The following is a 14328-nucleotide window of genomic DNA, read 5'->3' on the forward strand; positions in this document are numbered from 1 at the left end:
AGAAGTCGCGACGGTTTTGTAATTAACATTATTAATTTTTAGCTGGCAAACAACAAACTCGATTCAACTATCTCGCCGTTGAAAAAAGGAGTTATTTGCGATCAATACTCGCTGGAGAGCCAGCATCTAAACCAACTTCAGCAGCCACACGGCTCAGCATGGATTCCTGACGGTTTTTGACGACGTGTTGATGGCGCATCATCAGGGCGCGGGCTTGTTCTTGAGTTGACATAACTGATTTCTCCAATTTATAGGTAATAACTTCGTAGAGAATTGTCGAAATTGAGCTTGCCCTAGCTCATAGTGGCGTTGCTGCGATCGTAACTGGCTTGAAAGCTGGGCTGCGGTTTGCCTTGAATGTGACCCCAGTAGTGGGTATCTTCCATCCCGACTTCGGTGGCGGTGCGGTTGAGCATGGATTGCTGCCGATTCTTCACCAGTTGGTGGTGGCGCATCATCAGAGAGCGAGCTTGATTTTCGGTAGACATAGGGGGTTCCTCGGTATTTTTTAGATTAATTTTGGGCTGGTTTTTTCTTCTCTTCTATCACTATAACAGACAATTCTGTATCTAAAGCTACCAAATCAAAATTGTAACAAAACTTTACAATTGGGCTATGGGGCGAGAATCTCGATCGAGGTTGCAGGGAGTGCGATCGAGCTTGGGCTAGTTGATTCAGCCCCAACCTCAAGCAGCCGTTGGCAAAATTTGACAATATTTTTCTTCTAAGAAGCACATTTTAGCGGCTACCTAATTGCCAAGGCCAAAAATAACTTTATAGTTTGATTGAGAGTTATAGATGCACAATTTTGGCTCTCAAGGAAGTCGGATTTGCCTTAGTTAACAGTAAATTTAATAAGTAGCGAATCACAATTAGATTTAGAATGATTAAGCAGCTATGCTCAAGCATAGTCAAGTTTTTTGTAGTCAACTAGATAATAAAGTTGGGCTAAGTGAATCGCCCTCGCCATCCTCAAAAAGCCAGCTTTCTTGGTTTATAAAAATAGATTAAGTCCCAGCAGCCTACCCACAAAAAAGAGCGATCGTCCTCCCCTAGAAAAACACTCGCCCATTCACCTATAATTTCAATCAACATCAAGTCCCGCCCTTAAGAAACTATGCTGTACCCACAATTCCAGAGCTCCCCCTAGCCTCTTTTTCAGGGGGATTAGAGGGGCAGGGAAAGGCTCTGACGTTACTTTTTCAAGTTGTGTGTACAGGGTAGCCCTTAAGAAAGGCGTGCCGGGGAATAAGCGGCCCTAATCGTCAAACAGTAGACTGGTACTACATAAGACGTTAAGTTGACACGAATGCTACTCGGCGACTTCAGCTTCCGCTTCCGCTTCCGGTGCATCTGGCACATCTTGCTTGATCGTCAAATAGCGAATCACTTCTTCGCTCAGACGCATCGCGCGCTCCAGGGTAAAAATTGCAGCGCCCGGAGCTGTATAGTTCATTTGAACGTATACTCCGTCCCGGTGCTTGCCGATTTCGTAAGCCAAACGGCGCTTGCCACGGTGCTGAGTTTCGATGCTTTCAGCACCCTGATCGCGCAAAATAGTTTGATATTTAGCGATCGCCTGGTCTGTCATTTCCTCACCCAAATCAGGGCGCAGAATGTACATAGTTTCGTAAATAAACGGTTTCATGGCAATAATCCCCTTATGGACAACAAGGCTTCTCACGAAGCAAGGACTTATTATCATATCCCAACCATGAACAATCTCAAAACAAAAAAACCAAAATCCCCAAATAACACTCCCTCGCCGTGGAGAACCCTGTGGACGTACAGCATCATGAGCGCGATCGCACTTTTAATGCTGTTTCCCCTGCTGTGGCTGCTCAGTACCTCCCTCAAATCCCCCAACGAAAACATCTTTCAATTTCCCCCGCAACTGTGGCCACAACAGCCAACCCTCGAAAACTTCATCAAAGTTTGGCAAACCAACCCCTTCGGTCGCTACCTTTTCAACAGCACCCTAATTGCCGGCCTGACAGTTAGCATCAACGTCCTCTTTTGTGCCCTCGCCGCTTACCCCTTAGCCCGACTCAAATTTCGCGGCCGCGAAGCCATCTTAATCACGATCGTTTCCACAATCATGATTCCCTTCCAAATAGTCATGATTCCCCTATACATATTGACAGTACAACTCGGACTAAAAAATAGTTATTTAGGCGTAATCTTTCCCGGACTAGCCTCAGCCTTCGGCATATTTTTATTACGACAAGCATTTCTAGCAGTTCCCAAAGAACTAGAAGAAGCCGCCCGCATCGACGGTTGCAGCGAATTAGGCATTTGGTGGCACGTCATGATTCCGGCAATTAAGCCAGCTTTAGTGACCCTAGGAATTTTCGTATTTATCGGTTCTTGGAGCGACTTTCTGTGGCCACTGCTAGTTTTAGACAGGCCGGAATATTACACTTTACCTTTAGGGGTAGCCAATTTAGCCGGGACATTTTCTTTAGATTGGCGTTTGGTGGCGGCGGGTTCTATTATTTCTATTGTTCCAGTTTTAGGGCTATTTTTGCTCTTGCAAAAATACATTGTGCCAACAGAAACTGCTGCTGGAGTCAAGGGATAGAATCAAGATAAACAATCGGCATTTATCCGCGTTCATCTGCGGTATAAAATTAAAATCTTTTGAACTCACAACTCACAAAGTTTATTTGTGATGTAGGAACGGCCCGAAATCCGCTGGATTGTTTACTGTGCTTCGGTTGTAGATACTATCATCGCTTTTGCAAATGCGATCGATGCCGAAGACTGGCAAAAATTGCGATCGCACCTAACCGGCGAAAGAGATATCGACTCTTCGGAATTTTGAGGAATCAAACAAACTGTGGTAATTGTCAGCGACAATCCTGAAGTGCATGGCTATTTGCGGGGCAAATCGCCATGAAATCTGATTCACAACTGAAATGCGAGCTGATTTTTCCTAACTAAAAATTTCCGCCTACCTGGGAGTAAAAACTGCACTGGGGTAAGCAATCCGCTTGTGATTGAACTGTTCCCAAACCCGGACAAAAATCTCTGCGATTAGAGACATATCCTCCCGCGTTAAACCCGAATCAATTAACTGATTATCCTGCCAGCGAGCCCTCAAAATCCGATTAACCATATTCAAAGCCTCTTCATGAGTAGCATCCTTGAGCGATCGCAAAGCAGCCTCGCAAGAATCCGCCAGCATCAAAATCCCGGTTTCCCGCGACTGCGGAATCGGCCCATCGTAGCGAAAATCCTTCTCCCTCACTTGGCGACTTACGATTGTTAACTTTGAATTATCCGCATCTGACAAAGCACTCTTTAAATCTTCTATTTCTTTTGCCGCAATTTGCTGCGCTTGGTGGTAGAAGTAAGCAATTAACATTGTACCTTGGTGCTCGGGAATAAACGCCTGAATTGCCTTCGGCAATCGATGCTTCCGCGCCATCACCAAACCCTCGCTAACGTGCTTTTTAATAATCTCCGCGCTCGCCCAAGGGTCATTAATTTCATCGTGTTTGTTGCCCCCACCCATTTGATTTTCACAAAATCCGAGCGGGTCGTGCATTTTTCCAATATCGTGGTATAATGTCCCAGCTCTGACCAGCTCAACATTGCAGCCGAGTTCTCGGGCCGCAGCCTCCGCCAAACTCGCCACAAACAGCGTGTGCTGAAAAGTCCCCGGAGCCTCGGCAGCCAATTTCTTCAATAGCGGGCGGTTGGGATTGGCAAGTTCCGCCAGCCGGATCGGCGTAATCAAGTCAAAAACGTGTTCCAAATAAGGGCTGATGCCGATCGCCACAACGCTCCAAGCCAAACCGGCCAAACTTTGCGCGCCCACAGTACCGAGCACAACGTACCAAATTGCACCGGCAGCCGCGCTGGCAATCAAAGTCCCCACCAGATAAACCGTACCCTGAGTCAAGCCCACAGCCACGCCCAAAAGAGCCAATTCCTCGCGCGATCGTAGCCGCCCGGCCATAAAAGCGCCTAGCAATCCCCCGGCTCCGCTAGCGACTAAATGAATGAACTCCACATTTAAGCCAATGGGCAGCAGCGCCGACAGCAGCCCCACCACAGTCACTCCTACCGCCGAACCGTAGAAGCCGCCCGCTAAAATCCCGATCGCGGGCAAACTCGTCCAAGGCAGCCCCAAACTCACCAGCACCGGCGCGCTCAAAGTCAGCAGCAGCAATAGCACATGATCTCTCCGGCGCAAGCGGTAGTGCCTTTCCACCAGCAGTACGATCGCAATTGCCCCCGCGACTAAACAAACAAAACCCGTCAGCCCCAGCCAATTTACCCCCCGGCGGCTCAAACCAAAATAGTCCAGCAACACGAAATCTTGCTGCGAGATCTCTTTTCCTTGTGCAACAATTATCTCGCCCTGATCTACGGCGATCATCACCGGTTTCACCTTTTGCGCCGCTAAGTCAGCGAGCTGTTTGGTTTCCTCGCGATCTCTCACCAGATTTGGCTGCAAAATCGCTGTTAAACCCTCAACCGCCAAAGCTTGAGACTCTAACGGCACTTCATCCGCCACTTGCAGCATCACAGCTTCTTTCAAAATCTCTTTTGGCAACCCCTGCGGGATACCTTGAGCCACCATCCTTTTGGCTGCCCGAGTCATGCCCGTTTGCGTTTTCTCCCAAGCTGCATCCGACAAATCAAATAGGGAAGTATCGTAAATCTGTGGGAACCCCAAAACCGACGGTTTTTCCAGCGCCTCCACAGCATTGAGATAGCGCCGACGAGCAGAGGAAATACTGTCTGTCAGGTTTTGAAAGTCTGCCGCCCCAACCGATCGGCTGTAAGCTTGCAGTTGAGCGATAGCATCCTGCCGAGAGTTGTTCTCCGTCTGGCCACCAACTGCGGGGGAACTCAAACTCAATCGCTCGGAACTTGCACTTTTGTCCCCCGCTTGCGCCAAAATCGATCGCCACTCCCACTCGGGACAGCCCCGCAAGTAAACCTGAGCTGCATTTGAGAGCGCCGAGGTACTGGCAAACGGAAACGGGCCTACCGCCCCCCGCAGCTCGCTCCCCTGCTGTAAAAATTGTTGCAATTCTTGATAAATTTGTCGATCAACTTCCGGATCTAGCATTAATATCGCTACAGCCCCGATCCGCGCTGCTTTCCGCTGTTCTTCAGTAGTTTTGTAATCCGGGACGCTAGCAGTAGCAGGAGCCTTAATCGTCTGAGGAGCTTTCGTCCCCACATCCAGTTTCGGCTGGTTGTAAAAGCGGTGCCCCAGAGTGCTGCTTAGAGAAACTACAGCTACGAGCGCCAACATAGGGGAACGAGCTTGATTTTTGAGGCTTGATTTGGAGGTTTTACTTGAAAATCTAGTAAAAGTCTCGGGCGGAGCCCATTTGTGGCGCGACAAACGGTTCAGGAGAGACCCGCCAGCGCGATCGGTATCTACTTTGCTGTCGCCATTTTGCACTTTAGCAATGTGTTGGCGCAGTGAGCGTGCAGCCCCTAGCTGCTCAATCTGCCGCATCAATGAGGAGAGCGTATTCATTTGTGTCGAAGATATATCACTGTTATCCAGCAGCTTTGTCAGAATTTCTGACTCTGCATCTTGATTGAGTTTATCCGAACTACCGTGGCTGAATATTCAACCCCCCAGGCTACTTTGCCTGACTATCGCCAGCAGTTGAGTTTCCTGACGGTGGCCAACAACGCAAGCAGCTTTTTGGCTTCCCTTGTCTATCTTGAACAGAACTCCCGTGCCAGGGGTAAACACCCTGTTTCTCCCTAGATTCTTAGTTTCCAAACCCATATTCTCGTTGAAACCCGGCTTGTTGGGGCAGGCGCGTCCGATTTAATTTTTCGCTTTTTAATATTTAATTGTCGCTCTCCTTCCACTTTCGCTTTTGAGTTGCTTAATGGCTAATTTCTGGTTTCCCCTTACCGTTAAAAGCTCCAAACTTTATATTTTACGAGGTCTAATGACATAAGGTGCAGCCACAGATCGGGCTAGTGCTGCAGAATCCAGTCCGGCATCAGGCCTGTAAACTCCTGCCCAAACAGCAAACAGGTTATTTGCTAACTCTACAATTTTTCCATCACTACCCGTTCCCCAGAGCGAGGGTTCTCGGCCCTCGGCTAGCTGCTGGGATTTAACGTCAGCCGAAGATATCTGTCGCCATTCTACAGGAATTCCAGCAACGCCGTTATAGGCTCCAGACAACGCTCCCGTCAAAGCGCAGGTTATTTGTCCGGCTATACCACAGCGGGCAGCCCGCACCACTGACAAGCGTAAATCTTCTGGGGTGTTCAAGAAGCAGTAGAAAGCTAGGGCAATGGGAATGAAATTTTCAGGGTTGACAATTGAGTTTGTTTGTGATTTTTTCTTGCCCTCGTCCTGTCTTTCTCGAAAAGCTGTGGCGCTTTTGCACAGGTGAGTTGCGGCTGTTTCTAAATCGGCTCCCTTTTCTAATAGTATTTGTACTTGCAGCAACAGCTCTGTTAGGGCATTCTCTGTTTTCACGTAGGCAATTGTTTCCTCGATCGCGGTGGCGGGGTCAAGTTTTTCTTTTAGAGTTCGGGCGATCGTATATCCTACTGCTAAAATTGCTGTTTCCCATTCTGGCTTGTTTTCGTTTGGCCAAACCTCTATCGCCAGCATGATTTTTTCTCGCAGCTTGGCTTTATTTTCGTGAAAAAACATCGCAGCAGGCAACGCCGCAACGGCAGCTTCACAAGGATTAAAGATGCTTTCAAACTCCGTGCTTGGCGGATGGTAGATTTCCGATTTGGCAAATGTTTCCCAAGTATCGCGCCAATCTTTTAAATCTAAACCCCTACACCGAATTAAACTTTGAGTACACGCCACCGCAAGTCTCCCGGATGCGGATGAGTCTTTGCCACTGGGGATTTTGCTATTGAGGGAATTCAACGCGAATGTTGCCCCACCTATGGTTAATTGTTGGTGTTTCGTCAGTGGTAAAATCGGCTCCAAGTCTTCTGCTTGCGGGGGAATACCCACGAGTTGCCTTTGGTATTGCAGGCCTATAGAGTCTCCTAAAACTGCACCCAGGATTGTTCCTTGAAACTTGCTCAACAGGGAATGCCGCATTTGAATTTAACTCAAGTTGTTAGTAATTGGTAATTTATAATTTATAATTTTTTTTGGTATCCTTTTTTGCCAAATTCTTGTGATTAATTGGAATTAAACCCAAACATATAAGGGCTGGTTTTCCATCTAAAACCGGCCCTCATCCGATCGCTACAATCGGTAAATTTTTAATTTTTAATCAGGTAACTAACTAGAGCTTGCAGCCCCAGCAGGTAACTTTCCGAGCCAAAACCGCTGATTTGCCCGATCGCCACCGCTGCGATAAACGAGTGGTGGCGAAAAGCTTCCCGCCGGTAAATATTGCTCAGATGAACTTCTACCGCAGGGATATTCACCGCGGCGATCGCGTCTCTAATTGCCACACTCGTATGAGTATAAGCTCCAGCATTAATCAATAAGCCTTGGTGCTGCCCTAACATCGAGTGAATTGCATCCACCAATACCCCTTCATGATTCGACTGCTGAATGGAGACTTGCACCTGGAGGGCTTGCGCTTCTCGTTCTAGCAACTTGTTGATATCATTTAAAGTCGCAGAACCATAAACTCCAGGTTCTCGCTGACCCAATAGATTCAGATTAGGGCCGTGAAGTACCAGGATATTTAACAATTTTAAAAAATCCAGCGCAACAAAAATTATGAGAGTTTTGACCTGGGATTTAGAACCCGTCTCCAACCTCAAACCTCAAACCTCAAACTTCTAATTCAGCCCTGACTACCTGCGATTCCTCGGTTGGTTGACAGGAATACGAATTGGTTCGAGTTCCGGTTCAGGTTCGGGACCCAGCAGTCCTTCTATCAGCTTGCGAACCCATTCTTTAATTTGTTCCAGCACCTTTTCAATGTCTTCCATTGAACGGATAGCTCCTTTTTTTATAGTCTAGATTGCTAAACCGACGGCTAAATCTCTGAAAATAAGCAAGCACGACTTTGAAACCAAAGGTCAAACTTGCTTTCTCGCTTGCTGGTTATTTTGAGCAATGGAGAGAGTCAGTATATTTGCCAATCAGTCCTATCTTATTATCATAACGAATCTTTACAGATAATCAAGAGGCAAAAGGAAAATTGCCGAATTATATCGGAGTATAGAGTGTTAAATAAAGCTTAAGCTTACGGCTGACAGTTGACAATTGACAAATTACTAGATTTTTTCTACGCTTTTGCCAACAATAATTTACGCCGGAGCCGATCGAGCGCCGTACAGCTACTCAGATGCCGAATCCACTCGCGGCCTCTGGCATCGCCAAAGCGGTATTCAAAACTTTCTGCGGATCCGTGGGGCCCTGCTAAACCAACATAAACCAGTCCGACAGGTTTAGCATCTGTGCCGCCTCCGGGCCCGGCGATGCCTGTAATGCTCAATCCCCAATTTGTATTGAGGCTGGCGCGAACTCCCGCAGCCATTTGTTTTGCCACTTGGTGGCTGACTGCCCCAAATTCGGCTAAATCTTGCGGATTAACGCCTAATAATCCTTCCTTAATTCGATTGTCGTAAGAAATAATCCCACCTAAAAAGTAGCAAGAACTCCCGGGAACACCCGTCAGCATCGCCCCCAATCCTCCTCCCGTGCAGGATTCAGCCACGCTAAGAGTTTGCCCCGCATCCAGCAACAATTGGCCCACAGTCGAAGCGAGGGTATCGCTATCAGCACCGTAACAGTCCGAGCCGGCAATTTGTCGCAATTGTTGTTCGATCGGCTCAATCAAGTTTTTCGCAGCCACGGAGGACTCCGCGCGGGCCGAAATCCGCAGTTTGACTTCGCCGTGATTGGCGTAGGGAGCCACAGTAGGATTAGTTAAATTCAGAAAACTATCTACTTTTTCCGCCAATGCCGACTCAGCAATGCCCCAAAATTTCAATGTGTGGCTGTAAATAGTTTCGCTGCACCAGCCGCCATTTTTCAGGTAAGGAACAGCGGTTTCTCGCCACATCAAGTGCAATTCCGCCGGTACGCCGGGAAATGTCATTATTGTCACGTTAGAAACCGGTTGCCAAATAATGCCCGGTGCAGAACCGCTGCGGTTCGGCAGAATGTCCGCAGTTTCTGGAATTAAAGCTTGTTTCCGGTTGCTGGGACTCATGGTGCGTCCCCGCTGGGCAAATTTGTATTCGATATCTGCGATAATTTCCGGCTTTTCGATGAGGGGAACCCCGAAAAAATCGGCGATCGTTTCGACTGTGAGGTCGTCTGGTGTGGGGCCCAGGCCTCCGGTGAAGAGCAAAAGCTGCGATCGACTGACAGCGATTTCTAACACTTTTTTGATACGTTCTGGATTGTCCCCCACCACTGTTTGGTAGTAGTGAGGGATTCCCAGACTCGCTAATTCTTTGGCTAAAAACTGGGCATTGCTATTAAGAATATCGCCTAACAGCAATTCAGTGCCAACACAAATAATTTCAGCAACCATTCAATTTTAGATTTTAGATTTTGGATTTTAGATTGGGGAATTGGGCATAGGTAATTGGGAATTGGGCATTGGGAATTCGGCATTGGGAATTAAAAATTATTTTTCTTCCTTCTTCCTTCTTCCTTCTTCCTTCTTCCTTCACCTAGCGTGTCTCCAAACTTTCCAGCTAGCGTATCCCAGCAAACTTGTCGCACCCATAGCGTAAATTACGCCGCTGGGAAGCGAAAAAGCTAGGGCTAAACTTCCTACCCACAGTGTCAGCGAGTAAATAAATAAAACCGCAAATCGATGGGATAGTCCGGCTTGTAGAAGTCGGTGGTGCAGATGGCGCTTGTCAGCAATAAACGGTGACTTGCCGTTGCGAAGTCGATCGAGAATCACCGCCGACATATCTAAAATCGGTACAGCTAAAATTAAATATGGCAGCAACACAGAAGTAACAGCCGTAGTTTTAACTAACCCAATTACTCCCACTCCAGCGAGAGTAAACCCGATAAAATAAGCCCCGCCATCTCCCATAAAGATTTGAGCCGGATTGAAGTTGTAGCGCAGAAATCCCAAGGTCCCGCCAGCTAAAGCCGCTGCAATCAGGGCCGCCGCCGGTTGGTGCATCGCCAGACTGACAATCAGCATCACAACTGCTGCAATCCCTGAAACTCCGGCAGCTAAACCGTCCAAACCGTCAATCCAGTTGATGGCATTCGCCATGCCGACGAGCCAAATCACGGTAATTGGCAAACTCAGCCAGCCAATGTTAGTCAGTCCCAGGGAGGGAACTGTGAGAAACTCAATTTGTACGCCTGCCATCCAAACGATGCTGGATACGCCAATTTGCATGAGCAAGCGTTTTAAGGCTGAGAGCGAAAATAGGTCGTCTGCTAAACCGATGAGGAAGAATCCGATGCCACCGAGGGTGACTCCCCAAATTTCGTATTCGTCTTTGGGATTGAGAACTTGTCCGTTAGCATCGATGAAGCCTCCTGAGAGCCAGACAAATAAGAGGGCAGTGATAGTGCCGAGAAAGATGGAAACTCCTCCCAAGCGCACCATTGGGCGCTTGTGGACTTTTCGCTCGCCTGGCCGATCGACTCGCCCGCTTTTTAGACCAATTTTTTTGACTATTGGCGTACTCCAGAGGACGATGATCGCAGAAACCAGAAAAGCGAGTATGTGGTACAGATACTGGTACGGCATCTGAAATCAATTTTAAATAGTGCGGGGCAATTAGACTGTCAGGCAGAGTCTACTACATTTCAGATGGCTTATAACAAGGAAACATCTTGAAGAGCGACTGGGGGTTTGGGAGTCGGAGATTTGCCGCAATGGCAGTTGCCCTGGGGCGAATTGTGAGGTTTTTCATTCATAACTCTCGAATTAACGATTTGAAATATCGACTCTTTCGCGAACAAAAAAGTCAATATTTGGCGAGCGGGCCCAGTTTAGCGGTATCTTTCGCAACCGACAAATACCCTTAGTCAAACCAGCCCCGCCCGACAAATATCTTTACTAAAAACCGTATTGGCGATCGATATTTTTGGTGAAAACCGCTTGTCAATATCGCTCCCGGCAACTCTCAATCTTTTCCTGCTCTTTTACCCTTTTACCCGTACACTTCCAACTACCAATTTCCCATTGCCGATCAGGAAAATTAAGCTAATGCCGGCACTTTCAAGTACAAGTGGGGATATAAGGGGAAGCGAGCGCACAGTGCTGCTACTCGACGCAGGCAGTTGGCTGCGACGCTTTCATCATCTGGATTTAGCAGTCGATCGGCAATAATATTGCCAATCTCGGTAAATTCTGGTGTTCCCATTCCCCTGGTGGTCATCGCCGGCGAACCGAGTCTCAAACCGCTGGTGACAAAGGGCGATGCCGGATCGAAAGGCACGGTATTTTTATTAGCAGTAATATTCACACCGCTGACTAATTGGTCGGCTCGTTTGCCTGTCATGTTTACCGATCGCAAATCAACTAGCATTAAGTGATTGTCCGTGCCGCCGGAAACGAGTTTTAAACCCCGCTGCTGCAACTGTTCCGCTAATGCGCGCGCATTTTCAATTACTTGACCGGAATAAGTTTTAAATTCAGGCTTTAATGCTTCGCCGAAAGCTACTGCTTTGCCCGCAATGACGTGTTCTAAGGGCCCACCTTGAGTTCCGGGGAAAACTGCTTTGTCAAACTTTTTACCTAATTCCGGGTCATTAGTCATAATCAAGCCACCACGGGGGCCACGCAGGGTTTTGTGAGTGGTGGTGGTGACTGCGTGACAGTGAGGGAGGGGGTTGGGGTGATGCCCTGTGGCGACTAACCCGGCGATGTGGGCGATGTCGGCGAGCAGGTAGGCTCCGATTTCGTCGGCGATCGCTCTAAACTTCTCAAAGTCGATAATTCGCGAATATGCTGAATAGCCACAAATTAGCAATTTTGGTCGGTTTTCTTTGGCGAGTGCCAAAATTTCGTCATAGTCGAGCTGTTCTGTTTCTTGGCTGACGCCGTAGTGAAAAGCTTTGAACCATTTGCCGGATACGTTAACCGGCGAACCGTGGGTCAAGTGTCCGCCGTGGGACAAATCCATGCCCATAATTCCGTCTCCTGGTTCCAGCAAGCTCAAAAACACTGCAAAGTTGGCTTGAGCGCCGGAGTGGGGCTGGACGTTGGCGTGAGCGGCTCCAAATAGCTGTTTGGCGCGGTCGATCGCAATTTGCTCGATGCCGTCAATAAATTCGCAGCCGCCGTAGTACCGTTTGGCTGGCAGTCCTTCGGCGTATTTATTGGTCAGCACTGAGCCTTGAGCTGCCATTACCGCTGCGGAGGTAAAGTTTTCGCTGGCGATGAGTTCTAGGTGGTCTCGTTGGCGCTGGAGCTCTTGCCCGATTAAATCGGCAATCAGCGGATCGGTTTTGGAAAGGAATTCTAAGTTAGTGTCCGTCACAATAATCAACCTCTTGACAATTTTGGGATTGGGAATTGGGGATCTTATACGGTACTACGGATTTCGCACGATTGACATAAATATTACGTTGTGTTCAGGTTAAGCGGTTTGTCCCCAACTCCTGACATACAATGAAATTACTGGTGTGAAACCTGTCGGAGGTATCAAGTGTTAGTCATTTTAATGGAAAATCAGATGCTTGCCCCTCAGTGTGTTTGCCAAAGTTGTTTGCTGGCAGATCGCACTGGCCAACCGCGCTGGAGCGGTGGAGAGCTTCGCTGTGGACATCCAGTTGCTAAACCTACGGAAAATTTGCCCGATCGGTACGAGTGTCAAATGGGCTTCGTCATTGCCAATATTAAATAAGAAAGCCTGGCGTTGGTAGTTGAGGCTGCTCCCTGCTGAGTGAAAAGCAAGTTCCGGCAGAGTCGAAACACAAACCCTGCTGCTGCGTTATCCTGAGTTTAATGGAATTCATAGTTAATCGATAGACTCAGGAGAGTTCATTATGACTTGGCGCGGATCTACAACTGTTCCAGAGCGGATTTTTGCTTCTTTGCCTTATTTGCTCCCGTTGGTTGACGGGCTTGCCTTTGGCAGGTTTCTGTTTACACAGTTTCCTGTCCTGCAACTGTTGTTGATACCGCTAGCTCCATTGATGCAAATTTATAGTTTGCCCTTTGCTAGCTTGATTATCTTCTTTGCCCTGTATTTAGGAGTAGTTAGAAACGAAAACATCAGTCACTTCATTCGTTTTAATGCGATGCAGGCGATTCTTTTAGACATTGTTTTGATGCTGTGCGGTCTAGTTTTGCCGATTTTTTCTAACGGCGTCCAAGTCGCATTTATTGCGGAAACTCTCTATAACATGGTGTTTTTAGGCGCTTTTGCTGCATTTGTCTATGCAGTCGTGCAGTCGCTTTTGGGACGCTATGCAGAGATTCCTCCGCTTTCGGATGCTGTTTATATGCAGGTACGATAGTCAGTTGGCAGTTGGCAGTTGACGATTGACTGTTGACTGTTGACTGTTGGTTCTAATTACCAATTAATTTCCAATTCCCAACTTTTACTAACAACTGACAACTGTATTTTCAAGGCTGCCAATGCCTTCTATTTCAATTCGGACTCGATCGCCTATTTGTAGCGGCCCTACTCCTTGCGGCGTTCCCGTCAGTATCACATCACCGGGAATTAGGGTCATAATTTGACTGATGTAGGAGACGAGAAAGTCTGGCGAAAATACCATGCGATCGATCTGGGATGACTGTACCGGTCGCTCGCTCTCATTGACAAAAGTCTGCAATTGTGCAGCAGGACTCAGTTCGCGGACAATCCAAGGCCCCAAGGGACAAAAAGTATCGAACCCTTTGGCCCTGGCCCACTGGTTGTCCCGCTTTTGCAAATCTCTAGCTGTTACGTCATTGGCGATCGTATAGCCCCAAATTTTGCTGTGTGCTTGTTCGGGAGTGCAGTTGCTACAATGTTCGCCAATTACCAGGGCCAATTCTCCCTCGTAGTCTACCCTTTCCGACTGCTGCGGATAACGAATCGCTGCACCTGCAGGGATGACTGCACTCGGAGGCTTGAAAAACAGCAGGGGTTCTTCCGGTACTGGGGTTCCCATCTCGGCAGCGTGATCGACATAATTTTTGCCTACGGCTACAATTTTTGAGGGAGAGCACGGGGCGAGAATTTGGTAACTATCGGGTGAAAGTTGCAAATCGGTTGGTTGTCCTTTCAACCAGGGCGGTGCATCAAATACTTGAACGCTGTGGCTTAGTTGCAGTAAACCGTAATGAATGTGTCCTTGTGTTGTTTTAACTCGAACGTAGCGCTGCGCCATAGTATTTTAGATTTTAGATTTTAGATTCTCGATTCAAAAAGACTTGTGCAAGTCCTAAATAGAATATATATAAACATGGA

General features: G+C 47.8%; 16 protein-coding genes. 3 read left to right on the plus strand and 13 right to left on the minus strand.

Translation table 11 applies throughout. The features are described 5' to 3' along the window. Positions 1-91: 91 nt before the first annotated feature. From gifA (D0A37_RS25080) to rpsF, 4 genes are all read right to left on the minus strand, one after another. Entirely contained in the window at positions 92-232 is a 141-nt protein-coding gene (gene gifA, locus D0A37_RS25080) for a glutamine synthetase inactivation factor IF7A (protein ID WP_242718561.1), read from the minus strand. 61 nt (positions 233-293) lie between these two features. Next, complete coding sequence (gene gifA, locus D0A37_RS25085) at positions 294-488, minus strand: glutamine synthetase inactivation factor IF7A (RefSeq protein WP_006631905.1); 195 nt, start codon at positions 486-488, stop codon at positions 294-296. 25 nt (positions 489-513) lie between these two features. Further along, positions 514-714, minus strand: a complete 201-nt coding sequence (locus tag D0A37_RS25090) for a hypothetical protein (protein ID WP_242718563.1) — start codon at positions 712-714, stop codon at positions 514-516. A 598-nt stretch (positions 715-1312) separates the two neighbouring features. Continuing rightward, on the minus strand, positions 1313-1648 hold the full coding sequence (rpsF, locus tag D0A37_RS25095) for a 30S ribosomal protein S6 (protein ID WP_006631907.1): 336 nt from the start codon (positions 1646-1648) through the stop codon (positions 1313-1315). Between the two features lie 66 nt (positions 1649-1714). Between rpsF and D0A37_RS25100 the strand changes: the two genes are divergently transcribed. Then, on the plus strand, positions 1715-2581 hold the full coding sequence (locus D0A37_RS25100; RefSeq protein WP_242718565.1) for a carbohydrate ABC transporter permease: 867 nt from the start codon (positions 1715-1717) through the stop codon (positions 2579-2581). 372 nt (positions 2582-2953) lie between these two features. Here D0A37_RS25100 and D0A37_RS25105 read toward each other — a convergent pair whose 3' ends face one another. The 8 genes from D0A37_RS25105 to glyA form a co-directional block, all read right to left on the minus strand. Further along, entirely contained in the window at positions 2954-5506 is a 2553-nt protein-coding gene (locus tag D0A37_RS25105; protein ID WP_445242443.1) for an HD family phosphohydrolase, read from the minus strand. A 411-nt stretch (positions 5507-5917) separates the two neighbouring features. Beyond that, entirely contained in the window at positions 5918-7066 is a 1149-nt protein-coding gene (locus tag D0A37_RS25110) for an ADP-ribosylglycohydrolase family protein (protein ID WP_242718567.1), read from the minus strand. A 167-nt stretch (positions 7067-7233) separates the two neighbouring features. Further along, positions 7234-7674, minus strand: coding sequence for a type II 3-dehydroquinate dehydratase (gene aroQ, locus D0A37_RS25115; protein ID WP_242718570.1), 441 nt, complete (start codon positions 7672-7674; stop codon positions 7234-7236). A gap of 105 nt (positions 7675-7779) precedes the next feature. Beyond that, positions 7780-7917, minus strand: a complete 138-nt coding sequence (locus D0A37_RS25120) for a hypothetical protein (RefSeq protein WP_242718572.1) — start codon at positions 7915-7917, stop codon at positions 7780-7782. A 299-nt stretch (positions 7918-8216) separates the two neighbouring features. Continuing rightward, complete coding sequence (locus tag D0A37_RS25125) at positions 8217-9473, minus strand: competence/damage-inducible protein A (protein ID WP_242718574.1); 1257 nt, start codon at positions 9471-9473, stop codon at positions 8217-8219. Positions 9474-9486: 13 nt separating this feature from the next. Then, complete coding sequence (locus D0A37_RS29190; protein ID WP_278187108.1) at positions 9487-9615, minus strand: hypothetical protein; 129 nt, start codon at positions 9613-9615, stop codon at positions 9487-9489. Continuing rightward, a complete protein-coding gene (locus D0A37_RS25130) occupies positions 9612-10667 on the minus strand; it encodes a glycosyltransferase family 4 protein (protein ID WP_242718576.1) in 1056 nt (351 codons plus the stop codon). The genes D0A37_RS29190 and D0A37_RS25130 overlap by 4 nt, the downstream gene beginning before the upstream one ends. A gap of 454 nt (positions 10668-11121) precedes the next feature. Beyond that, entirely contained in the window at positions 11122-12405 is a 1284-nt protein-coding gene (gene glyA / locus D0A37_RS25135) for a serine hydroxymethyltransferase (RefSeq protein WP_278187109.1), read from the minus strand. A gap of 168 nt (positions 12406-12573) precedes the next feature. Between glyA and D0A37_RS25140 the strand changes: the two genes are divergently transcribed. Both D0A37_RS25140 and D0A37_RS25145 read left to right on the plus strand, forming a co-directional pair. Continuing rightward, positions 12574-12771, plus strand: a complete 198-nt coding sequence (locus tag D0A37_RS25140) for a hypothetical protein (protein ID WP_006631916.1) — start codon at positions 12574-12576, stop codon at positions 12769-12771. A gap of 142 nt (positions 12772-12913) precedes the next feature. Next, on the plus strand, positions 12914-13387 hold the full coding sequence (locus D0A37_RS25145) for a Tic20 family protein (RefSeq protein WP_242718578.1): 474 nt from the start codon (positions 12914-12916) through the stop codon (positions 13385-13387). A gap of 87 nt (positions 13388-13474) precedes the next feature. Here D0A37_RS25145 and D0A37_RS25150 read toward each other — a convergent pair whose 3' ends face one another. After that, the gene (locus tag D0A37_RS25150; protein WP_242718580.1) at positions 13475-14248 is read right to left on the minus strand and encodes a fumarylacetoacetate hydrolase family protein; all 774 of its coding nucleotides are present in this window, start codon (positions 14246-14248) and stop codon (positions 13475-13477) included. Positions 14249-14328: the final 80 nt, after the last annotated feature.

Origin of the sequence: Microcoleus vaginatus HSN003 (genome assembly GCF_022701255.1) — a bacterium.
Classification (GTDB): Bacteria; Cyanobacteriota; Cyanobacteriia; order Cyanobacteriales; family Microcoleaceae; genus Microcoleus; species Microcoleus vaginatus_B.